The following is a 22,220-nucleotide window of genomic DNA, read 5'->3' on the forward strand; positions in this document are numbered from 1 at the left end:
TGCGAAGCCCGTGAGCGAGGAGGGCTGTACTACGCGTAACCCCGTGTTTCTGCGTCAGCCCAGCCGGATGTGAGTGGCGTCAGCGCAGCACCGCACCAGGATTGAGGATCCCCAGCGGATCGAGCGCGTTCTTGATCCGCCGGTTCAGCTCCATGACGTCCTCGCCGAGCTGACCCGGCAGCCAGTCTCGCTTGAGCCGTCCGACGCCGTGTTCTCCGGAGATGGTGCCGCCCAGGGCGATTGCCAGCTCCATGACGCGGGCGAAGGCGGTGCGGGCGCGGTCGGCCATGTCGGGGTCGGTGGGGTCGAAGACGATGAGCGGATGAGTGTTGCCGTCGCCGGCGTGCGCGACGGTGCAGATCAGGACGTCACAGTCCTCGGCGATCGCCTCGACGCCGGTGATGAGCGCAGGCAGCTGCTGCATCGGCACGCCGACGTCCTCGAGCAGTAGGCTGCCCATCGCCTGCACCGCAGGGAACACGGATCGTCGTGCGGCGGTGAAGCCGTCGCCTTCGGCGGGGTCGTCGGTCGCGAACACCTCGGTGGCGCCGTTCTTTTCGCACGCCGCGACGATGGTCGCGATCTCCTGCGCCCCGGCGGCTCCGGGAGCATCCGACTGGGCGAGCAGCAGCGCGCGGGCGTTGCGGTCCAGGCCCATGCGGACCGCGTCCTCGACCGCGTTGATGCTCGCGTGATCCATGAACTCGAGCATCGCCGGGCGCATCTCCCGGGTGATCGCGAGGACGGCGTCGGCCGCGGACTCCACCGACGGGAACGACGCGACCACCGTCGATGCCGGCGGCTGCGCGGGAATCAGCCGCAGCGTCAGCTCGGTGATGATGCCGAGGGTGCCCTCGCTGCCGACGAACAACTTCGTCAGCGACAGCCCGGCGACGTCCTTGAGGAGCGGCCCACCCAGGCGCACCGCGGTGCCGTCCGCGAGTACCACCTGCATGCCGAGCACGTAGTCGGTGGTCACGCCGTACTTGACGCAGCACAGCCCGCCCGCGTTGGTGGCCGCGTTGCCGCCGATGGAGCAGATCTCGAACGACGACGGGTCCGGCGGATACCAGAGCCCATGCTCGGCGGCGGCCTGCTTGACCTCGGCGTTGAGCAGTCCGGGCTGGGTGACGGCGACGCGGGTGACCGGGTCGACGGTGATCTCCCGCATCCGTTCGGTGCTGAGCACGATGCCGCGGTCGACGGCACTCGACCCGCCCGACAGCCCGGACCCCGCCCCGCGCGGCACCACCGGCACCCGGTGCGCCGACGCCCACCGCATCGTTGCCTGCACGTCCTCGGTGCAGGTCGCCCGGACCACGGCGATCGGGGTGCCGGCGTTGGGGTCCGCGGCCCAGTCCTGGCGATAGCCCGCGATCATGTCCGGGTCGGTGAGCACCGAACCGTCGGGCAGTGCGTCGATGAGTTCGTCCAGCAGAGCGGGATCGACCGTCGTCATGAATCCATCATCCCCCGGATGCCCGGTTTTCGACCGGAGGCGACCCGACGCCGTTAGCGTCGGACACGGAAACCAAACCGAACAGAGGGGGGAACGCTGTGGCATCGAGCTTCGACGGGGACCGGGATCTGCTGATCCGACTGTGGCGGGCGTGGGCGAAGCGCGCCGGCGAGTTGTCCGACGAGCAGTGGACGACCGAGACCCGACTGCCCGGCTGGACCGTGCGCGACCTCTACGTCCACGTCACGCCCGACGTCATGATCGCGATGCTCGCCCAGCCCGCATCCGACGGCGTCGCGGAGGTGACCAGCGCGGCGCAGATGCTCCGTGTCTTCAACGCCGACTCTGCAATCTCGGAGCCGATGCACGCCCAGCTCGCCGAGATGGTCCGCGAGCTGGCGGCCGACGCCCGACGCGAGACGCTGGTCGAGCGGTTCGACGTCGAACTGCCCGACGCGTTCGCACGGCTGACCGGACTGACCCGGGAGACCGTCATCCCGCACCCGATCCTCGGCGCGGTGTCGTTGGGCGCGTTCATGGACATGGCGATCCTCGAGGCGACGGTGCATCTGCTCGACGTCGTCGACGCGGTCGGCGGTCCGGCACCGGAGACGGAGGCGCTCGAGCGCACCCGCGACGTGCTGGCGGCGGTGCGGGATCCGCGCGCGTTCATCGAGGCGGCATCGGGGCGGTCGAGCGGTCAGGTGCTTCCGGTGATGCGGTGACGTGGCCGCTACCGTGACGGTATGAGAACCGTCGGCATCGATCTGGCCGCCGAACCGTCGAAAACCGCAGTCGCGAGCGTGGTTTGGGAGGGTGAGACTGCGCGGGTGGTCGATCTGCGACTCGGTGCGACCGACGATCAGCTGATCGAGGCCGTGGCGGGCGCCGACAAGTGCGGCATCGACGCTCCGTTCGGGTGGCCGGACGCGTTCGTCGAGTTCGTGGTCGCGCACCATCGTCGCGAGCCGTCGCGCGAGCTCGAGCTCAACAGTCGGGCCGGCCGGTTGCCGCTCGTGCGTCGGCGCACCGACCGCGTCGTCCACGAGGTGACCGGCATCGTGCCGCTGAGTGTCTCGGCGGACCTGATCGCGCACGTGGCGTTGCGATGCGCGGGCCTGCTGGCCCAGCTCACGATCACGGGGATGGACGTGAACCGTGTCGACGGGACGGTGGTCGAGGTCTATCCGGCGGCTGCGCTGCAGCGTTGGGGTCTGCCGTTTCGCGGATACAAGGGTGTGGCCAATCGAGCGAGACTCGAGGAGCTGGTCGGACGGTTCGAGGAAGCGCTGCCGGGGCTCGAACTTGGCGAGTTCCACGCACTGTGCGTGAAGTCGGACGACGCATTCGACGCCGTGGCGGCGGCGGTGATCGCGAGGGCAGTCGCGCTCGGGCGGACGCGATTGCCTGCGCCGGCTGATCGAGATCCCGCCGAGCGTGAGGGCTGGATACACCTCCCCGACGGTTCACTGTCGTCGCTGGTGTGAGGGGTTGCCGCTACCACGCGTTGGTGGAATGGGACAGTTCGTTAGAGGTGGAACCGAACGCGAGTCCAGTGCGTCTGTTTAGGGTGGAGCGGGTCTGGATCGAGGGAGGGATGCCGGGTGCGTTTGGTGACGGTCGTGGGGCTGATCAGTGCGGGACTGGTACTGGCAGGATGCGGCTCGGAGGCTGTGTCGGGCGACGCTGAAACCGAGGGCGTCGCCGCGGGGGAACCGGTGTTCAGCCCGTGCGATGACATTCCGGATGGCTTGCTGACACAACTCGGGCTGGACCCCGCGACCGAGTCGCGCGACATCCTTGGGGTGGCACAGCCAGGATGGAAGCTCTGCCGATGGCCGGGGAGCGACCACTCAGTCACGGTTCTGGCGACCACCCGAACGGTCGAAGAGGTCCGTGCGAATACAAGGAACGTCGACTTCGTCGATCAACGCATCGGCGGACGCGGATCTTTCACGTACCGCGAAGCCACCGATTCTCGCCGCGAAACCTGCGATGTCGCCTTCCGCACGGGTGAGGGCACAACGATCGTCCGCATCGGGCTGTTCGAGGTGAACCAACAATCGGGAGATCCATGTCAGTTGGCGATTCAGACAGCAACGACGCTGGAACCAGTGATTCCAGGTTGATTCGCGAAACTAGGAGCTTGCAGGGGAGACGCACTTAGATGTCCGAAAGTCAGTGGCACTCGCTCGCGTCGTCCGCAGACGCTGGAGAACTGGTTCTCGACCGAGACGTGGCCCAGCGTTGTGCCGAGAGGTGTGAGCAGCTGATTAGTGAGCTTCGGACAGTCAAGGACGGTGCCCGCGAACTCTCGACTATCGATGGCTTCGGTGACCAACTCCCGTCCGCCGTCGCGCTGGCAGCGAAGTTCGGACGCAAAGCTTCAGGCGGCGATTATTCACTGGACAGAGCGCTTGCCGATCACATCGCCCAGGTCGAGCAGATGCGAGATCTCTTCGCCAAGATAGGCGCCCAGTATCAGGCGACCGAGGACGCGAACCAGCAGGCCTTGACCACCGCGGGTGGCGGTTTCTGACAGCGATCCGATCCGATTCGCCATCGGTATGGAACCGAACGCGGGTGTGGTGCGTCTGTTTAGGGTGGAGCGGGTCTGCGTTGAGGGAGGGGTGCCAGGTGCGTTTGGTTGCTGCGGTGGGGTTGATTGGTATGGGGCTGGTGCTTGCAGGGTGCGGGTCTGGCGAGGTTTCGGGGAAGGCGGATCCCGAGGCGATTGCGGCGGGGGAGCCGGTGTTCAGGCCGTGCGATGACATTCCAGATGACGCACTGCGCGGCCTCGGTGCTGACCCTGGAACTGCGGAGCGCGACATCATGGGTGTAAAGCAGTCAGGATGGAATGTCTGCGGGTGGAGCGCCGCCGACTACGACATCACTGTTTTCGCGACGACCCATACCCTCTCCGATATCAAGACGAACGATCGCAACGAAGAGTTCATGCCGGTTGATCTTGGTAGTCGGGAGGGTTTCTCCTACCGGGAAGCCTCCGATGTCGCTCGTGAAAGATGCTATGTCGCAGTCGAATCTGGGGATGGTTCATCGATCCTGTCGATTAGCTTCGCGGGGTTGGTTGACCCGCGAGACGCTCAAGAACCCTGCAGGATCGCCACTTCGGCGACGCACAGCCTGCTGCCGTTCATCCCCGCATGACTGCGAATACTGGAGGTGTCGGCGTGGCCGACGGAGACTATGACTATGCGGGTTGGGTCGCTTTGGCATCCGCGGCTGACGATGGTCGGTTGTATCTCGAACCGGGTGTTGCTCGAGGGTGTGCGCAACGATGCACCGATCTGATCGCCGAGTTGAGGTCAATTCGGTCGAGTGCTCAGCGCCTGTCGACTATGGATGGGTTCGGCACCCTGCTCCCTTCCGGAGTCGCGCTGACGGCAAAGTTCGAGGGTAAGGCGTCCGGCGCGGACAACTCGCTCGACCAGGTTCTCGACAAACATATGACGGTCGTCGAGCAGATGCGCGATCTGTTCACCAAGATCGGCGCCCAGTACCAGGCGACCGAGGGTGCCAACCAGCAATCACTGACGAACGTGGACGCCGGCTTCTGACGCCGGGACTAGCGGAGGGGGGAAGCAGATGGGATTCACCGACTTCATAGGCAACCTGGGCAAGGAGGCGTACGGGCTCGTCCGCGATCCGGGCAATGCTCTGGTCGATCTCGTGACGGGTTACGACCTGAACGAACGCGACCGCGTCCGCGACGAGCAGGCGGCCGGCAATGCCGAGCGTGACGAGATTTACCTGCAGCAGGCCGGGCTGTACGGCCGGTTCGGTGGAGAGTTCGATGCCCCCGCGCTCGGATCGCCCGAAGCGTTCGAGACTATGTCGCACGAGGACATCAAGGCCGCCGTCGACGCGATGAACGGCGGCTCGCTCCGCGCCAGTGCCGAAGGCTGGACGAAGATCGGCGAGTCACTAACGCAGGCACTCAATGACTTCCGCGACTTCATCACCCACGAGACCGAAGGCAAGTGGGAAGGAATCGCGAAAGACTCCGCCGTCGCCGCGACGAATAGATACGTCACGGAGTCGGGGAAGCTGGCAGAGGCCGGAACCCTCATCGGCACCAAGATCACGGAAGCGGCTACCGGTGTCGACCAGGTGAAGGCCACCTTGCCGCCGGTCGCCGAGCGCGGCATCCTCGAATCCGCGTTGAACCGGGTGCTGCCCAGCGTCGGGATCCTCAAACGAGTCCTCCACGAGCAGGACGAGGCGCACCAGCAGGCGATCGAGATCATGCGCACCGTCTACACACCCGTGATGCAGCAGGCCGACACCAACGTCCCGAGGCTCCCCGAACCACCCCGAATCGGCGACGGCCCCACCGACCTCGACGGAACCCAACCCGGTGGCGGCGCACCCGGCAGCGGCGGATCGAACCCGTATGCGCCGCACGCAGGACCGAACTCGGGATCACCGCACAACCCGACACCGATGCCGGGTGCCCCGCTGCCCGGCGGAACCCCGGGCGCCGGGTCAGCTCCCGGAGGAGTCGGTGCGTTCGACCCCGCGGCAGCCGGCGCTGAGCCCGGCGCGAGCGACCGGTTCGCGCCCAACCCCAACCAGACCGACGCCGTAACCACGCCCGCCTCCGCCTGGACTGCGCCCGCGGCGGCGTCGGGCGGTGACGGCACCCGACTCGGCCAGTCCGGTCTCGGAACGTCGGGATCGGGAATCGGCGGCTACTCCGCCGGCGCCGGCGGACTGGGATCCGGGGGAGGAGGCGGATCGGGTGCAGGTTCTCTCGGCGGCTACGGATCCGGTGGAATCGTCAGTGGCGGAATCGGTTCCGGATCGGGATCCGGTGCCGCAGGCGGAACGGGTGCGACCGCGGCCACGACATCGGGCTCGGGCGCGGCGGGGGCACGCCCGGGCGCGGCAGGTGCCGGCATGATGCCCGGCGCCGGGGCGCGCGGCCGCGGTGACGACGAATCCGAGCACAAGACCCCCGGCTACCTGGTGAACGTCGACAACGGCAGCGAACTGATCGGTAGTCTCCCGCTCGCTGCTCCTCCGGTCATCGGGGCGACGGATCGCTGACGAGTGAGCTGTCGGCGCATCCACAGCTCGCTACCTGACGGACTGCGGTGTGGGGGACGAAGAATGTCAGCATTGTTACGCTCCCCGGAGGGGAGCGCAGATCGACCTTTTTGGGGGGCGCATGTCGCTGATCGTGGATCCGGAGATGTTGCGGCAGTTCAGTTCCGCAGTGGCCGGAACTTCCGAGTCGTTGGCAGGGCTGGACGTGAGTTCACCGTTTGTAGACTGCCAGGAGGCCTTGCCGGGCACTGAAATTTCGACCGTTTCGGTCCGAGGGTGCGATGCAGTCGCTGCGGCACTCAGAAATGTGTGCGTCAGGCTGGGAGTCATCTCGCAAATCTCCACCGGGACTGCAAACAACTACGAAGTCTCCGAAGCGGATTTCAGTGAGATGCTGAATGCGATGGATGTACATCCGTGATTCTCACCGTTTCACAGGTCACTTCGTGGAAACCGCACGCTCTTGGATCCGCTGCCGATGCGATCGATTCGATCGCGACGGCATTGGCCGAGCAGTTGGATGACGTCGTCGCGGCGCAATCGAATCTGTCCGAAACGTGGCGCGGATCAGCGGCGGACGCGGCGACTGCGAGGATCACGCGGGAGAGATCGCTCGCCGTCGCGATATCGGATGCGATCGCTTCCATCGCGTACGAGCTCCGGAACAGCGCATCCGCGACGGAATCAGCCCGCGAGCACGTGCTGTCTGTGGTGACGGATGCGCGAACCCAGGGATACGCCGTCGACGACAGCGGAACCGTCGACCCCAGCGGGCTGCTCGGTTGGCTCCCGCTCGCGCCGCCCGAGACCAGAGACTACGCACGGATTCAGATTGAGAGGGACGCAGCAGAACTCACCCTGTCCGTTCTGGCGGCGCTGCGGGACGCAGCATCGGTTGCCGACGAGATGCAGCGAAGGCTGCGGGCCGCAATCGAGCATCTGGAAGTCACCGGAGCCGCCGCCGAATCGGGTGCCGTTGTCAGGTCCGAGAACGGGGGGTTCTCGTGGAAACCGGATGTACCTGCAACAACGGCAGCAGCGTCGATCGGTCTGGTCGCGGACGCCACGACGGAGGGCCTGGTCAGCGCGGCCAGGTCCTCGGGCGACGATGTCGCCCGCATCATCGGGAAAGGGTTCGGCCCGTTCGGCGCCGCGATCGGCGTGGTGCCGGCGATCGCCAACGACATCAATGGGGGCATGGATCCGACTAAGGCCGTGGTGACTGAAAGCGGAGGAGTGCTCGCAGGAGTGGGCAGTGCCGCGCTCGCAGGAATGGCGCTGGGATCATTCGTCCCCGGGGCCGGCACAGCGGTCGGGTTGGTAGTCGGCGTCGCCGCCGGCGCCGTAGGCGGGTACCTAGGATCCAAGTTTTTGCAGTCCATCTGGGACTGACACCGCAAGGCACAAGCTGGATGGCGAGACGCGACGAATGGGGATGGCGCAGTGAGTTCGACAGCATCGGGTAGATCCTTCGAGTCCTCGGAGGGGATCGCCCTGACCGCGTGGGGACGGAAGCGGAGGTGGCCTTGGCTTGCATGCGTCGTCTTCATGTGGACTTTGGCGGCGATCGGCGTCGGCATGGCAGTGCAGGCACTCATTGCAGAATCATGGTTGGTCGCAGCAGGTGCCGCGTGCGGCACGCTGTTCCTCGGAGGGTTGGGCTGGACTGGGCTCAGCGCAGCGGGCCTGGACTCCCCGAAGCTGGCCCGTCGAATCGTCGAATGCGACGACTCACGCGGCCGTGGGATTCGGGTACCCAATCGAATGGCCTCGCCACTCGTCCTCTCCGTGTCACTCTGCGGTGGCGCCGTCTATGCACTGGTGGCGTCGCTCGGGTACTACTCTGGTTTGTCGTCTTCTCTGCTACCGAGCGGCCGTGAGGCGAATAGCAGCGCGACGCTACTCGGAATTGTCGGCCTCGTCGCGCTGGTGTCGGGACTGTGCGTCGGTCTCCTGAGTCCCCGTGGTGAGGTTCGGATCTATCCATCGGGTATCCGGCGCCTGACGCGCCGCCTGTCCATGTTCAAATCGACAACGCTGGATACGTATAGAAGCTGGGAAGAGATCGAGATCGTCTGCGCAGATGAGGAGATCGTCCACAGCGGGGCGGTTGACGTACACCATCCGGTGATCAAACTCGGGACATTCGACCCGATCAACCTGAAAGAACGTACGAAGTTCGACACCGAGCGGGCGTTGGCTCTCATGGCCAGGACGTATGTTGCCGAACCACACACGTTTCTGGAGTTGCTTCGCCGTCTTCACGAACAGCCTGATCTCCGGTCGGATGTGGGTCGTCCCGGGGCTCGTGAACTGCTGCGTCCTCCGGCATTGCGCACTCGGTTGAAGTCGGGAAGGAAGGAGAAGAACGTTGACGGATCTGAGAGTTGAGGGAAGTGCGCGCGGGATGCCCGTAGTGACGATGACGGTGGCCGAGCGTCTCGAGACGCTCAATGTCAGATGCGTGCCCGCAGATCTGACGCAAACTAGTGGTGCGACCGCGGACGTGCCCTGTTTACCCGAATGGGTCGAAGCCCCGGCGGGGAGCCTCTCGTCCGGGAAAGTTCTGATCAACACTTCTCATGCCGCGGACGGATTCACGCCGAACGCAGTTCTGCTGCATGGCCGATTGACCGATCGCATCGACCCCGACTGGTTGATGGCCGGCGCGTTCGAGGACGCACGGCGCCTACCTGGATGGTCCGAGCGAGAGACGAGCACGGCCGACTTTCGCGGACACCGGTCGGCATTCGTGTACGGCGTGTATGCCGTCGACCAGCGGGTTCTGGAGGCAACCACGCGGTACGTGGTACTGGAGGACCGTTCCGGACAGTACCTCACTCAACTAACCGTCACCACCTTGGCGTCGCAGCATGACGAACTGCAGACTGATATCGCGGTGATCAATCTTGGACTCGAATTCTCGACCCGCTGAAGGACTTCTCGCGCCTCTACTAGCCACGCCCGGAGCACCTCGTCGAACCGCGCCTGCACGTCGCCGATGTGCCTGTCGAGGACGTCGATGTAGACGCTCCCTTATCGTGCACCGTCTACTTCTTCGCGACCCCGTCGCGTCCCGCTGGACCACCTTGCCCGCCAACAGCAGGTCGAGCGAACTTTGGTGATTGAACATGAAAACACCGCGGGGCGGTCCCGCAGGAGCCGGTGTCCAGCCCGCCGCGAACGACCAGTTCGCGCCGAACCCCAATCGGACGCCGTAACCAGGCCCCGCCTTCGCCTGGACTGCGCCTGCGGCGGTGACAGCACCCGACTCGGCTACGGATCTGGTGGAATCCTCAGCGGCGGAATCGGTTCCGGATCGGGATCCGGTTCCGCAGGCGGAACGACCGCGACCGCGGCCACGGCATCGGGCTCGGGCGCGGCGGGGGCCCGACCGGGCGCGACGGGCGCCGGCATGATGCCCGGCGCCGGGGCGCGCGGCCGCGGTGACGACGAATCCGAGCACAAGACGCCCGGCTACCTGGTGAACGTCGACAACGGCAGCGAACTGATCGGCAAGCTTCCACTGGCCGCCCCGCCCGTGATCGGGAGCTGAGGCGGCCAGTGCATATCTTCTGAATGGAGGCGGCCGGATCGGCGACACGACGAGCAGTCGTCGTCCACCCGGCCGCCTTCATCCAGGGGCGCTCTTTAGGTGCCGATCAGTTGCTTGGCGGCCGACACGGCGGCCGGACCGTCCAGCGACGGCATGTCGTCCCACTGCCCGCCGGTGATCGTCACCTTGACGTCGGGTGTTGTGACCGTTGTGACGATCACCCCGGCGACCGCCGTCGTCACCGGAAGGGTGTAGGCGACGCCACCGGCCTTCGCGAGCTCGGCGTCCGGGAGGACGACGAGCTGGCCGGCCTCGAGGTCCTGCACCGTCGGAACCTCTCCGGTCCCCGGCTCGATGAGAACCTCGACGCCACGGATCTCGCTCAGCGACGTGGCGCCGTCCGGGGTCTCCCAGTTGCAGATCGCGCCATACTCGTCGACCGCATTGGACGGGCTCTCCTGCAGCCCCGCAATGTACTGCGCCACCGCAGGCGAGACGTCGTCGCAGCTCGTGAACCGCGCCAACACCTCCGCGCCCGCGGCGCTCGCCGCACCCTCGTCGGCGACCGAGACCTCGTCGGGCACGACCTCCGGGGCGGCCGGATCGGCGTCGTCGGAACCGCAGGCGCTGACCGCCACAGCAAGAAGCAGTACCACAGGAACAAACCGGGCGTTTCGGATCATATGGGGCACTGTACCGACCCGAAGGTCCCGAAATAGGAGAGACACCCTAGTAGGACTTTGTTAGGTTGGGAAGGTGTGGTGACACAGCGGGCAGGTGCCGATCCAATGGGCAAGTACGCGTTGAAGTTTGCGGACGATGCCGTAGAGGGTCAGTCCTGCCCAGCGGCTTTTGGGTCGGTCAGTCGCAGGGTGGTCAGGAACAGGTGGGCTGCGGTGACGAGGGTGACGTGGTGGTGCCAACCGATCCAGGAGCGGCCCTCGAAGTGCTCGAGTCCGAGTGCGACTTTCAGTTCGCGGTAGTCGTGCTCGATACGCCAGCGGAGTTTCGCGAGGCGGACCAGTTCGTCGATCGGGGTGTCGGCGGGCAGGGTGGACAGCCAGAAGTCGGTGGGTTCTGTTGCACCGGTGGGCCATTCCGCCAGTAGCCACACTTGCTCGACCGATCCGTCGTCGGCGCGAGGCACTCGATGGCCCGCGGGGCGGGCCCGCAGCGCAACGAATCGTGAACTCATCATGGCGTCAGGATTGCCGGGTGCGGTCTTGGTGCCGCGCCGCCACGACACTTCCTGCGCCGCATCCGGCGCGGCGGCGAGCACCAGGTCCTTGCAGCTGGACTTCGGCACCCGGTAACGGGCGGCGGCGGGACGCCCGGGGCCGATCCGGGGCGGGGTCTCGGGCTGGGCGTCGGCCGGGTAGACGCCGGTCGCCGCTTTGACTGCCACCATGTAGGGGATGCCGCGGTCGGAGAGTGCGGCGCGAAACTGTGCGCCCTCGCCGTAGCCGGCGTCCGCGACCACAACATCGGGTCGTGGTCGGCCCCAGGCGAGGAGTTCGTCGATCATCTCCACCGCCATCTCCCATTTCGGTCGATGCCGTTCCCCCTCGGGTATCGCCGATTTCGCTCGACGAGCAGCGACCACGGCCGCGGCGTCGGGGTCGCCGGCGCAGGTGTCGTCCCAACTCTGCGGCACGAACAGCCGCCAGTTCAACGGGCACGACGCGGCATCGGACGCGGCATGCACACTGACCGCGACCTGACAGTTGCCAACCTTGCCCAGGGTGCCCGAGTACTGCCTGGCCACGCACGGGGAGGCATCGCCGTCCTTGCCGAACCCGGTGTCGTCGACCACCCACGCGTCCGGTGCGATGAGCTCGCACGCCTTGCGTGAAAGAGTCTTCCGCACCGGCTCGACCTTCCACGGCGAACTGGTCACGAACTGCTGCAACCGTTGATGATCCACACCGAGCCGGGCCGCCATCGGCTGCATCGACTTGCGCTCACCGTTCAGCATCAATCCCCGCGCATACAACCCCGCCGTCGCCACCCTGTCCTTGCGGGCCAACGACGAGAACACCTCACTCACAAAGAAATCGAGACGTTCATCGACCTCGGAAAGGGCTGCGTCATCCACCTCGCCATGGTCTCGAGAATCACGCAGAATCTCGAGGGCCCACCCCCGATCGTGACAGACCTAACAAAGTCCTACTAGGCCTTCACCGGCCCCGCCCGGAGTACCTCGTCGAACCGGCCCCGCACCTCGGCGATGTGCTGGTCGAGGTCGTCGACGTTCCAGTCCTTGGTCTCGATGGGGTCGAGGACGTCGACGTAGACCGTGCCCGGGTGAGCGACGAACGAGTTCCGCCACATCAGGTCCCCGGCATTGTGGATGACGATCGGCACGATCGGGACCTGCGCCTGCATCGCCATGTGGAAGCCGCCCTTCTTGAATCGGCCCAGTCTCGGCGTGGGGGAGCGGGTGCCCTCCGGGGCGATCGCGATCGACGTGCCGTCCTTCAGTTTGTCCACCGCCGGCCCGAGTGCCGCGCGGGCCTGTTTGCTGTCCGCCCGATCCACGTACGCGACATCCAGTAGCGTGCCGATCGCCGCGAACCGCAGATCGTGCGCCGCCTCCTTCTTCGCCACGCCCGTCGCGTCCCGCTGGACCACCTTGCCCACCAGCAGCAGGTCGAGCGAACTCTGGTGATTGAACATGAACACCGCCGGACGGTCCTTCCACGCGTTGTCCTCGCCGGTGACCTTCACGTCGATCCCGCAGATCGTAAGCGCCAGATCCGGCCCCACCGTGCCCACGACATTGGCGGCGGTGCGACGGTTTCCCGTCAACACCCCGGCTCCGATACCGATCATGGTGGCCGCGCCCAGCGCGCCCAGTGCGGTCGCCGTGCGCAGCGTCGCGATCGGCGTCGCACCCCGCTCCGGCTTGGGCAGATTCACCGACAGCCAGCCCTCGGTCCGCGCGAGCCCGGCCAGCTTCCGGTCCGGGTTCAGCGCCACCGGCCGCCCCACCGAATCGAGCATCGGGACGTCCTCGACGCCGTTGGAGTACGCGAACGCTTCCGACAGCGGCGCCCCGACCTCGTTCGCGAAGTCCCGCAACGCCTTCGCCTTCGCCGGACCCCACAGGGCGGGACCGGTGAGCGCGCCGGTCAGCATCCCGTCGACCACCTCGGGCCGACTGCACAGCACGTCGTCGATCCCGAGATCCTCGGCCACGTACTGCGCCTGATACGTCGTCGCCGACGTCGCCATCACGATCCGGTGCCCCGCCCGCCGGTGCGCGTCCAGCAGCCGTCGCACATCGGGGAAGATCATCGCGGCGATCTGCTGCCGGAACAGCCGCTGACTCCACTCCCGCAGCTCGTCCTCGCGCCGACCGGCGAGCCCGGTCACCGCGATCTCCATCAGCCGGCCCACGTCGGCGCCGCGGAACTGCGTGTCGAACGCCGCGCCGGTGGTGCGGAGCAGCTCGGCGATGCTGATGTCGAAGCGGCGCAGCCGATCCCGATACACCACGGTGGCCGAGTAGCCGGTGATGAGGGTGCCGTCCAGGTCGAAGGCCGCCAGCGTCGACGGGCCCTCGGGTGCGGCCGCGATGGCGGCGTAGAGATCTCCCAGCCGGTTCATCGGTCCAACTCCGCCCCGGGATCGCCCACGATCTGGGCGGCCGAGTCGGCGCCCTTCACCTGATCGAGCTTCACGTGCGCGAGTGCGCGGATCTCCCGGACCCGGCGCACCAGCGTCCGCACCTCCTCGGCGAACGCCAGCCGGCGCTCGGGCACCTCGGGATCGGCCACCTCGATCAGCTTCCGGTTGCGCGCCAGTTGCAGCGCGGTCGCGAACAGCTCCGACGAGATGGACTCGCTGCTCGCGAGCTGCTGGCGCAACCGCCGCTGCTGGGCCAGTGCGAGACACCCGGCGACGAAGGTCTTCTCGTCGAAGTCCTCGGACACCGGCGCATCCAGCAGATGATCGGCCACCACCTCGTAGGCCTCGAGGAACGGCTGCAGCACCCGGTGCGCCAGATAGGGGCGGACCTCGGAGAGGATGTGCTCCACGTGCTCCGTCTTACTCAGATCGCTCTCCCACGCCGGGTCGATCAGGCTCAGCTCCGCGCGCAGCTCCTCCTGGAAGGTCTCCTTGTCGCTGAAGAAGAACTCGAACTTGAGCAGATCCCGGATGGCCTTGGCCTCCGCCCAGCCGTCGGCGAGCGGGTCCGCGAACTTCTCGTCCACGGCCGCGACCAGCACCATCTCGGCGATCGCCCGCACCAGCAGGAAGTGAATGGTGTTGTTGCGGTAGAACGCCGCCACCAGCCCCTGGTCCCGGCCCAGGTAGTACACCCGCTCGTTGCCCTCGTCGAACCGCTTGAGCACTCCCGAGTCCAGGTGGGTGAACAGCGCCTTCCGGATCACCTGCGGGTTGGTGAGATCGACGTCGCCGGCGGTGGGGAGCTTGCGGGCGGTCATGTAGTCGACCATCGGGCCGAGGATGAAGCCCAGCTCGGGCACCGTCAGCGCCCGGTCCTCGATGCCGAGGAACGCGAGCATCACCAGCGACGACGCCGTGATCGGGGTGACCTCGTTGATGCGGTGGCTCACCTCGATGCCGGTCTTCTGGATCGCCAGCCGCAGATCGTCCTCCTGCGCCAGCGAATCCCGCAGCGACAGGGGCCGTCCCACCGTCACGTGCGCGACGCCGCGGCGCTGCCCCTGCGCCCGGACGTAGCCGACCAGCCAGCGGATGCTCTCCTTGCGCTTCTCCGCGCCGTGGGCCTCCGCGGCCATCGCGCTGACCTCGTACAGCTGGTCGTACACCAGCGAGACGGGGACCAGGTAGACGTCCGACGCGTCGCTCGACTGGAACGCCTTCGCGAGGTAGGTGAGCAGCCCGTATCGGGGTGGGCGCAGCTTCCCGGTGCGGGACCGCCCGCCCTCGATGTACCACTCGAGGTTGAACCGCTTGTTCAGCAGGAACCGCATGTACTCGCGCAGCGTCCACTTGTAGATCTCGTCGCCGTCGAACTTGCGGCGGATGAACACCGTGCCCGACCGCTTGCTGATCGGACCGATCGGCCAGAAGCTGACGTTGAGTCCACCCATGACGTGGTTGAGCGGCAAGTCGTTGGCGAGCAGCGCCGGCCGCAGCACCAGCGGATCCAGGTACGAGCGGTGGCTGGGCAGGAACACCAGCGAATGCTCCCGGTTGAGCTCGCGCAGTTCCTCGAACCGGGTGGTGTCCACGTCCAGGCGATACGCGCGGGAGAAGTAGCGGCCCAGCTGATCCCACAGCGCGATCGCCCGCCGGCTCTGCGCCGCCACCATCTCGTCGAGGTCGGCGCGGGCCTGGCGGTCGACGTCCACCACGGTCAGATTGAGCCGGGCGGCCAGGTTCTTGATCCCCGCGGTGAACCGGCTGGTGTCGGTGATCTCCTCGACCACGAACCGGGACACCTTGTACTGCGTGCCGAGCAGGCTGCGTTCGGCCCGTTCCAGCGCGAGCGCGGCCTGACGACGGATGAAGTTGGGCAGCGATCCGCCGCCGCGTTCGGCCAGCCGGTCCCGTAGCTCGCTCAGCGACGCGGCGTCCCCCTCGATGACCCGGCAGCGCGCCGGATCGGTGCGGAGCACCCGGCGCTGCGCGTTCGCTCCGAGATGGAGCGGGTCCCTCGCGGACAGTACATCCCGAAGCCGTTGCGCACGATGGCCGTTGGTGATATCGGGCAGCCATACGACGCGTACCGGTGTCACCATCGGGTCGTCGTCCCGGCGCGTCAGGGCCGACAGTGCCTGATCGGTGTTCGCGAACGTGACCGTCGGCGATCCGGTTTCGGACTCCTGGTGCCCCAGCCAGGTCCGCAGTGCGCGTTCCTCGGTCTCCGTCATCGGCTCGGTGAGATAGATCGTCGGGTGTGTGGACTGTGCGCCGTGTTCGGTCATCCCTCGGCTCCCTTCGCGGCGCCGGCCAGCGCCACCACCTCGTCCAAACCCTCCTGCAGGCACTGCATGAACAGCGCCGGTTCGGTCACCGCGGCGGTGTCGAGGTTGACGCCGATGCAGCAGGTCCCGACGTGGGAGACCATCGTCGCCATCACGGCGCAGCCCGGTGCCGGGCCGAAGGGGAACATCCGCTCGATCCGCGCCCCCGCCAGATACACCGGCACGGGCACCCCCGCGACATTGGACGCCTGCAGATCCAGCCCCTTGGACTGCGACAGGTACCACTCGGCGAGCAGCCGGGTCGGCAGCCGCACCAGCAGCGGCGACGCCGCCTCGACAATGTCGAGGGCCGGTTCCTCCCGCAGCGCCAGCACGATCGCGCGGACCTTGCGGATCCGCAACGCCGGATCCGGTTCGGTGGCCGGCCCCGCGAACCGCACCGCGGCGATCCGGTTGCCGCCGGACGGATCCGACGCGGCCCGCATGTTGATCGGCATGCCCATCGGGATCTTGCCGACGGACTCGCCGAGCTCCTCGTGGTACCGGCGGAAGCCGCCGAGCAGCGCCGCGATGTAGGCGTCGTTGACCGAACCACCGGCCGCGTGGCCCGCGCCCTTGAGGACCGGCAACTCCACCTCGAGCACCCCGAACCAGCGCCCGAGACCGCGGTTGCGCAGCAGGGGAGAGCCCGTCGCCGGGGGCGGCTGGATGACGCGGCGCAGGGAGTTCGCGTAGTCGAGGACCTCTCCCGCCGCGTCGAACGGCCGGGTCACGGCGGTGATCGCGGCCCGCGCCGAGCCGGAGACCAGGTCGGCGATCCGGCTCGGGGCGCGGCGCACCTCGGTGAGCACCTCGAGCCCCAGCGCGGACAGATCCGACAGGTGCTCGGGCGGCGCGGGCGCGCGGTCCGGCTTGTCGGGCGTCGGTTCGGGTCGGCGGCTGTGCAGCAGCGCCATCATCTGGATGCCGCCCATGCCGTCGGTGATGCTGTGATGCGTCTTGACGACGTAGACGGCGCGGCCGTCACCCAGGCCCTCGATGAGCATCGCCATCCACGGCGGGCGGGCCTTGTCGAACGGTTCGGTGGCGAGGTGCCGGCAGATCCGCAGCGCGTGGTCGAGGTCGGCCGGCTCCGGCAACCGCACCCGGCGCAGGTGGTAGTCGAGGTCGAACTCGGGGTCCACCGACCACACCGGATTGCCGAGGCCGAACGCCGGTTCCACCGCGCGCATCCGGATGCGGGGAACGATGTGCGACGCCCATTCGTGCGCCCGCACCAACCGATCCCAGTCCGGTGCCCGGTCGAGGACGTCGACGGCGACGATGGGGGTGCGCAGTTCGGGGCGCACCTCCTCCATCCGCCACATGCCGGTCTCGAAGTCCGACATGGTCCGGTTCTGCGCCCATCCGACCGCGGAGAGGTCCACATCCACCGCACTCGGTGGGATGAACGGTTGCCCGTCGGCCATACGCACGCTCCTCGAATCCACGATCGGGGGTGTCGCCTCAAGTGTGGCCCCGCGGGAGCGGACGCGTCACGAGATTCGGGCTTCGCCTTTCCGGACACGGCGGACAAGTCGTCTGCCGCGCGATCGGGTGCCGCCTCGGTTAACGTCTGAGGGACTTCGATCCTTGCCCCGGCGAAAGGACGCGGTCATTCCCCTCTATCAGTTCCGGTGCGCGCAGTGCGGTCCGTTCGACCGCACCTACTCGATGGCCACCGTCCCCGACAGCTCCGCCTGCCCCGCCTGCGCGTCCGACGCGCGCCGTCAGATCACCGGCCCGCGGCTCGGCCACGGCTCGTCGACGCAGATGCGTCTGCTCGACGCGACCGCCCGGTCCGCGAGCGAGCCCGCGGTGGTCTCGGGCCCGCGCCCCGGAGCCCGCACGGCGGTGCAGAACGTCACCACCAATCCGCTGCACCGAAAGTTGCCCCGCCCCTGAGTCTTTCCCCTCGCGTCGTGAAGGAGATCCGTATGCCCGAGTTGCTGTTCCCGTTGGATTCGCGCAAGAAGTTCACCGAGCAGGAGAAGATCGGCCACAACCGGTGGCACCCCGACATCCCCGCCGCCGTCACGGTGAAGCCGGGCGATTCGTTCCGCGTGCACTGCCGGGAATGGTTCGACGGCGCGATCCGCAACGACGACTCGGCCGACGACATCCTCAATGCCCCGCTGACCACGGTGCACACGCTGTCGGGGCCGTTCGCGGTGGAGGGCGCCAAGCCCGGTGACCTGCTGATCGTCGACATCCTCGACATCGGGCCGATCCCGCAGGAGGACTCGGGCCCGCTCGCCGGCCAGGGCTGGGGGTACACCGGCATCTTCCCGCGCGACAACGGCGGCGGCTTCCTGACCGAGCAGTTCCCCGACGCCTACAAGGCGGTGTGGGACTTCTCCGGGCAGACCGCGACGTCCCGGCACGTGCCGCACGTCAAGTTCACCGGCATCGTGCATCCGGGCCTGATGGGCACCGCGCCGTCGCACGAGTTGCTCGGCAGGTGGAACACCCGTGAGGCCGCGCTGATCGCGACCGATCCGGACCGGGTGCCGCCGCTCGCGCTGCCGCCGGAACCCCGCGACGCGGTGCTGGGCACCCTCACCGGCGCCGACTTCGACCGCGTCGCCGGCGAGGCCGCCCGCACCGCCCCGCCCCGCGAGAACGGCGGCAACCAGGACATCAAGAACCTCACCAAGGGCAGTCGCGTGTTCTATCCGGTGTTCGTCGACGGCGGCAAGCTGTCGGTGGGGGACCTGCACTTCTCGCAGGGCGACGGCGAGATCACCTTCTGCGGTGCGATCGAGATGGGCGGGTTCATCGATCTGCGCGTCGACCTGATCAAGGGCGGCATGGAGACGTACGGCGTGTCGGAGAACGCGATCTTCATGCCCGGCAACACCGATCCGCAGTATTCGGAGTGGCTGGCGTTCTCGGGCACGTCGGTGACGCTCGACGGCGAGCAGCGGTACCTCGACTCGCACCTCGCCTACCAGCGGGCGTGCCTGCACGCGATCGACTACCTCACCAAGTTCGGTTACAGCCCGGAGCAGGCGTACCTGCTGCTGGGCGCCGCGCCGATCGAGGGCCGCCTGTCCGGCGTCGTCGACATCCCGAACTCGTGCGCCACGGTGTACCTGCCGACCGCGATCTTCGACTTCCCGGTCGCGCCGTCCGCGGACGGTCCCGTGCGGATCGATCCGGGAATGGGCGCGCCGCACTCCGCACGCTAGGCCCCGCCGGCGGGGGAACCGGCTCGCGTCGTACCTGATGCGGGCCGGTTCCGGCGCGACGGCGAAGTGAACTCCTGTACAAGAAAAACGGGGCCGTTCGTTCGAACTTAACGCGTATTTTCCCTGGCTGTAGCCTCGAGCGCGAAATTCGGAGACGTTATTCAATCGTTATGATCAAACAGTAACGCCGACGTCTTTCGTCGCGTTAGCGTCGTTCTCATCGCACCGCGCAATCAAAGCGTTACGCGATATGACCATGGACATCTCCTTGTTTCCGGATCTGTTATTTCCGGTGGTGAGGGCTAGGCCGTCGGGGAGAAAGGGGCGCAGAATTGTGAGCGCTTCGAACTGCATCGAGGACTACGTCGCCGCAATGTTCTCGTACGAGTTCCTCGACGGCGGAGTCGACTACGACGCCCTCGAGCGCATCCACCGCGGTGACGTGAACGACTGGGTCTCGGCCGTGGCCGGCTCCGGGCTGTTCACCAACGCGCAGGTGGGCCGCATCGACGCGTCGTGGGACCGCAACCCGAAGGCCCTGCTCACCGCCCTGCTCTCCGAGGCCGACGAGATGACCGTCAAGCGCTGCGAGATCACCTGGTCCGCACTGGACCGGCTGGCCCCGCGCGAGGAGCGCCGCGAACCGGCCGCCGTCGGCGGCTACAGCAACGCGGTGGCCTCCGCATCCACGACGATCGCCTGATCGTCGGTCAACGCCCGATACCGAACCCCGGCACCGCGACAGGCCTCGATCATGCGAGCCGCGTCGTCGCCGGGGTTCGGTGCGTCCGGGGGAGTGTCCGAACCCACGCAGTGCGGCACGATCGAGAAGTCGATCAGGCCCAGCCCGTCCCAGCGCGGCGGCACCCCGCAGGTCGGCGCCACCTCGCCCGGATCGTCCCCGCTGTCCACCCCGACGAGGGACGGTGCCGTGACGCACGCGCCGGCGCTGTAGCCCGCGTAGGCGAGGGCGTCCCGGCGGAGGAGATCCCGCAGCACGTCGTCGGCACCACTTCGTGCCAGCTGTGCACGCAGGACGAACGTGTTGCCGCCGCGCACCCACACCGACCGGAATCCCGAGAGCGTCTCCGCGAGAGCGGCCGGCCGGTCGACGTAGTGGCGTAGATCCACCTCCGACGGTGAGAACCCGAGACGGCGCAGCGGCACGACGTCGCTCACCACGGCCGAGTCCCGGGCCCGCGCCGGCCACGCGTCCGCGGCATTGGCGATCACCGCGATCGGGCCGGGGCCGCCGACCAGTTCGACGAACCGGTCCACGTGCACACCGAAGCGGTACGACGCCAGGAACAGTCGCACGCGCGCTCAGATGGTGAAGGCGAGGTGGTCGACGATCCGTCGGCCCACCTCGGCGTCGCCGCCGAGTTCGAACTCCGACGTGTGCTCGGCGGCGGTGGTGCGGCCCGTGGTGAGCCGGGTGAACAGCGGTGAACTCATCGCGATCGTCGACGTCGCCGGTGCGGACAGCTGCGGGACCACCGTGGCCCGGCCGTCGACTTCGACGTGGATGGTGCGGGCCAGCGGGCCGGACAGCTCGAACGTGACCCGGGCGCCCTCGGGGGCACCGCCCAGCTTGCCGACGATGAACCCCAGCGCGCCCGCGATCTCCGCGAACGCCAGCTCGCCGCGGGTGCCGCCCTCGTCGCCCGCGGGGGCGCCCAGCGCATCGCGGATGTCGTGCTCGTGAATCCAGCAGTCGAACAATCGGATACGCATGAACCGGCCGTACGTCGCCGGGCCCGCCGGCGTCACGGCGGGAGCATCGAAGTCGCCCTGCGTCATGTCGGCGAGCATCTCGCGCCGGCTGGAGGTGACTTCCCGGAACATCGCGAGAGTCTGCGCCCCGGTATGGGCTCGCAGGCCCTCCACCCAGCGTTCGTTGAGCGCGCCGATCTCGTTGCGCACGTGGAGGAGTGTGTGCACGTCGATCGCCGTCTCCGGGGGCTTCAGGCCCGACAGCAGCGATTCGGTCCCGATGATGTGCGAGACGATGTCGCGTACCGTCCAACCCGGCAGGGCCGTCGGCGTGGTCCAGGCATCGCCCTCGACCGTGGACAGCACGTCGTCGAGCACTGCCCACTGCTCGGACAGTGCATCGACCAACATGCCCTGCGGGAACTCGCTCATGTATCTCGCTCCGTTTCCAGTCCGGAAAGGTCCACGACCTCACCACGATTGACGCTCTGCCAGTCCCGGCCCCGCAGGTACGGGGCCAGTGCCTCACCGATGGCCGCCGCGTCCGCCGGCCCCTTCACGCGCTGAAGCTCGTAGACGCGGGGGAACTCGAGCATCTCGGTCACCATGTTCCACAGTCGCACGGCGGCCTCGCCCTCGGGCGGATCGACCAGGACGGGCCCGAACAGCGGGGTGCCCAGCACGAACAGCGTCGGGACGCCGAACCCGCCCGCCGCGACCACCCGGTCGTGGTCGGCCCGGACGTCGTCGTGCGTGGTCGGGTCGGCCAGCGCGGCGTCGAGCAGGCCGGGGTCGAGTCCGAGTCTGACGAGCAGATCCCGTGCGACATCCGGGTCGTGCGGTTTTCCGCCGTCGATGTGCAGCAGGTGGCCGGTCGCGGCGTACCAGCGGTCCAGCAGATCCATGCTCTCGCGCCGCAGCAGCGCACCGATCCGCATGAGCGACCACCCGTAGGCCCAGTCCCGCTCCCATGGATGCAACTGCTGCTGCTGCTGATCGTCGCGGCGGTTGATCTCCTCGAGACTGAAGAAGCGCCAGTCGACGTCGATGCCGGTCTCGGCCCGCACGTGCCGGATCCAGCGCGAGGCGTGGAACGCGAACGGGCACATCGGGTCGAAGTGGAAGTCCACCGACGTGATCGCCTCGTCGCCGGCGGGCGCGGCAGCATCGGATGTGTCGGTGGTCACTCTGTCACTCTATGACCGATCGGCCTCCGGTGCGACGCCATGACACACCGAAACAGCGCACCCGGTCGGGATCCGGCGATTCGG

General features: G+C 67.6%; 24 protein-coding genes. 15 read left to right on the plus strand and 9 right to left on the minus strand.

The features are described from left to right. Positions 1 to 79: 79 nt before the first annotated feature. Positions 80 to 1,459 carry an FAD-binding oxidoreductase gene (locus HUN07_RS09680; RefSeq protein ID WP_174909384.1) on the minus strand — a complete coding sequence of 460 codons (1,380 nt, stop codon included), beginning with the start codon at positions 1,457 to 1,459 and terminating at the stop codon, positions 80 to 82. A 98-nt stretch (positions 1,460 to 1,557) separates the two neighbouring features. Between HUN07_RS09680 and HUN07_RS09685 the strand changes: the two genes are divergently transcribed. From HUN07_RS09685 to HUN07_RS09740, 12 genes are all read left to right on the plus strand, one after another. Further along, a complete protein-coding gene (locus tag HUN07_RS09685) occupies positions 1,558 to 2,184 on the plus strand; it encodes a maleylpyruvate isomerase N-terminal domain-containing protein (protein WP_174909385.1) in 627 nt (208 codons plus the stop codon). A gap of 21 nt (positions 2,185 to 2,205) precedes the next feature. Continuing rightward, on the plus strand, positions 2,206 to 2,946 hold the full coding sequence (locus HUN07_RS09690; RefSeq protein WP_174909387.1) for a DUF429 domain-containing protein: 741 nt from the start codon (positions 2,206 to 2,208) through the stop codon (positions 2,944 to 2,946). Positions 2,947 to 3,063: 117 nt separating this feature from the next. Continuing rightward, positions 3,064 to 3,588, plus strand: coding sequence for a DUF3558 domain-containing protein (locus tag HUN07_RS09695; protein ID WP_174909389.1), 525 nt, complete (start codon positions 3,064 to 3,066; stop codon positions 3,586 to 3,588). Positions 3,589 to 3,626: 38 nt separating this feature from the next. Then, a complete protein-coding gene (locus HUN07_RS09700; RefSeq protein ID WP_114722260.1) occupies positions 3,627 to 3,998 on the plus strand; it encodes a hypothetical protein in 372 nt (123 codons plus the stop codon). Between the two features lie 98 nt (positions 3,999 to 4,096). Beyond that, positions 4,097 to 4,627 carry a DUF3558 domain-containing protein gene (locus HUN07_RS09705; RefSeq protein WP_174909391.1) on the plus strand — a complete coding sequence of 177 codons (531 nt, stop codon included), beginning with the start codon at positions 4,097 to 4,099 and terminating at the stop codon, positions 4,625 to 4,627. A 23-nt stretch (positions 4,628 to 4,650) separates the two neighbouring features. Continuing rightward, positions 4,651 to 5,037 carry a hypothetical protein gene (locus tag HUN07_RS09710; protein ID WP_254622878.1) on the plus strand — a complete coding sequence of 129 codons (387 nt, stop codon included), beginning with the start codon at positions 4,651 to 4,653 and terminating at the stop codon, positions 5,035 to 5,037. A gap of 28 nt (positions 5,038 to 5,065) precedes the next feature. After that, positions 5,066 to 6,529: a PPE domain-containing protein gene (locus HUN07_RS09715; RefSeq protein WP_174909393.1), complete on the plus strand. Its 1,464-nt coding sequence runs from the start codon at positions 5,066 to 5,068 to the stop codon at positions 6,527 to 6,529. 121 nt (positions 6,530 to 6,650) lie between these two features. Further along, positions 6,651 to 6,950 (plus strand): hypothetical protein, encoded by a 300-nt coding sequence (locus HUN07_RS09720; RefSeq protein WP_114722258.1) that lies wholly within the window; start codon positions 6,651 to 6,653, stop codon positions 6,948 to 6,950. Continuing rightward, positions 6,947 to 7,921: a WXG100 family type VII secretion target gene (locus tag HUN07_RS09725; protein ID WP_174909395.1), complete on the plus strand. Its 975-nt coding sequence runs from the start codon at positions 6,947 to 6,949 to the stop codon at positions 7,919 to 7,921. The genes HUN07_RS09720 and HUN07_RS09725 overlap by 4 nt, the downstream gene beginning before the upstream one ends. A 156-nt stretch (positions 7,922 to 8,077) precedes the next feature. Continuing rightward, positions 8,078 to 8,920, plus strand: a complete 843-nt coding sequence (locus tag HUN07_RS09730; protein ID WP_174909396.1) for a hypothetical protein — start codon at positions 8,078 to 8,080, stop codon at positions 8,918 to 8,920. Between the two features lie 31 nt (positions 8,921 to 8,951). Continuing rightward, entirely contained in the window at positions 8,952 to 9,464 is a 513-nt protein-coding gene (locus HUN07_RS09735; protein WP_254622968.1) for an LpqN/LpqT family lipoprotein, read from the plus strand. 480 nt (positions 9,465 to 9,944) lie between these two features. After that, positions 9,945 to 10,085: a hypothetical protein gene (locus HUN07_RS09740; RefSeq protein WP_174909400.1), complete on the plus strand. Its 141-nt coding sequence runs from the start codon at positions 9,945 to 9,947 to the stop codon at positions 10,083 to 10,085. 95 nt (positions 10,086 to 10,180) lie between these two features. Here the strand turns inward: HUN07_RS09740 and HUN07_RS09745 are convergent, their stop codons facing one another. From HUN07_RS09745 to HUN07_RS09765, 5 genes are all read right to left on the minus strand, one after another. Next, positions 10,181 to 10,768, minus strand: a complete 588-nt coding sequence (locus HUN07_RS09745) for a hypothetical protein (protein WP_174909402.1) — start codon at positions 10,766 to 10,768, stop codon at positions 10,181 to 10,183. 149 nt (positions 10,769 to 10,917) lie between these two features. After that, positions 10,918 to 12,180, minus strand: a complete 1,263-nt coding sequence (locus HUN07_RS09750; RefSeq protein ID WP_174909404.1) for an IS701 family transposase — start codon at positions 12,178 to 12,180, stop codon at positions 10,918 to 10,920. Between the two features lie 74 nt (positions 12,181 to 12,254). Continuing rightward, the gene (locus HUN07_RS09755) at positions 12,255 to 13,694 is read right to left on the minus strand and encodes an HAD-IB family hydrolase (RefSeq protein WP_174909405.1); all 1,440 of its coding nucleotides are present in this window, start codon (positions 13,692 to 13,694) and stop codon (positions 12,255 to 12,257) included. Continuing rightward, complete coding sequence (locus HUN07_RS09760) at positions 13,691 to 16,006, minus strand: glycerol-3-phosphate 1-O-acyltransferase (protein WP_174909407.1); 2,316 nt, start codon at positions 16,004 to 16,006, stop codon at positions 13,691 to 13,693. Before HUN07_RS09760 ends, HUN07_RS09755 begins: the two co-directional genes overlap by 4 nt. Then, on the minus strand, positions 16,003 to 17,475 hold the full coding sequence (locus tag HUN07_RS09765) for a wax ester/triacylglycerol synthase domain-containing protein (protein ID WP_174909409.1): 1,473 nt from the start codon (positions 17,473 to 17,475) through the stop codon (positions 16,003 to 16,005). The genes HUN07_RS09760 and HUN07_RS09765 overlap by 4 nt, the downstream gene beginning before the upstream one ends. Positions 17,476 to 17,638: 163 nt before the next feature. Between HUN07_RS09765 and HUN07_RS26920 the strand changes: the two genes are divergently transcribed. The 3 genes from HUN07_RS26920 to HUN07_RS09780 all read left to right on the plus strand — a co-directional run bounded on the left by HUN07_RS26920 (position 17,639) and on the right by HUN07_RS09780 (position 19,939). Then, complete coding sequence (locus HUN07_RS26920; protein ID WP_254622880.1) at positions 17,639 to 17,950, plus strand: FmdB family zinc ribbon protein; 312 nt, start codon at positions 17,639 to 17,641, stop codon at positions 17,948 to 17,950. Positions 17,951 to 17,982: 32 nt separating this feature from the next. After that, positions 17,983 to 19,236, plus strand: a complete 1,254-nt coding sequence (gene fmdA / locus HUN07_RS09775; protein WP_114722316.1) for a formamidase — start codon at positions 17,983 to 17,985, stop codon at positions 19,234 to 19,236. A 334-nt stretch (positions 19,237 to 19,570) separates the two neighbouring features. Beyond that, the gene (locus HUN07_RS09780) at positions 19,571 to 19,939 is read left to right on the plus strand and encodes a hypothetical protein (protein WP_254622881.1); all 369 of its coding nucleotides are present in this window, start codon (positions 19,571 to 19,573) and stop codon (positions 19,937 to 19,939) included. Here the strand turns inward: HUN07_RS09780 and HUN07_RS09785 are convergent. Genes HUN07_RS09785 through HUN07_RS09795 form a run of 3 tightly spaced genes read right to left on the minus strand, consistent with a single transcriptional unit; the run spans position 19,897 to position 22,088 of the window. Continuing rightward, positions 19,897 to 20,553, minus strand: a complete 657-nt coding sequence (locus tag HUN07_RS09785; protein ID WP_174909411.1) for a Type 1 glutamine amidotransferase-like domain-containing protein — start codon at positions 20,551 to 20,553, stop codon at positions 19,897 to 19,899. The two genes, HUN07_RS09780 and HUN07_RS09785, sit on opposite strands and share 43 nt — an antisense overlap. Positions 20,554 to 20,559: 6 nt before the next feature. Further along, positions 20,560 to 21,381, minus strand: coding sequence for a maleylpyruvate isomerase family mycothiol-dependent enzyme (locus HUN07_RS09790; RefSeq protein ID WP_174909413.1), 822 nt, complete (start codon positions 21,379 to 21,381; stop codon positions 20,560 to 20,562). Then, on the minus strand, positions 21,378 to 22,088 hold the full coding sequence (locus HUN07_RS09795; RefSeq protein ID WP_174914596.1) for a mycothiol-dependent nitroreductase Rv2466c family protein: 711 nt from the start codon (positions 22,086 to 22,088) through the stop codon (positions 21,378 to 21,380). Before HUN07_RS09795 ends, HUN07_RS09790 begins: the two co-directional genes overlap by 4 nt. Positions 22,089 to 22,220 lie beyond the last annotated feature (132 nt).

The sequence above is a fragment of the Rhodococcus sp. W8901 genome (genome assembly GCF_013348805.1).
Classification (GTDB): Bacteria; Actinomycetota; Actinomycetes; order Mycobacteriales; family Mycobacteriaceae; genus Prescottella.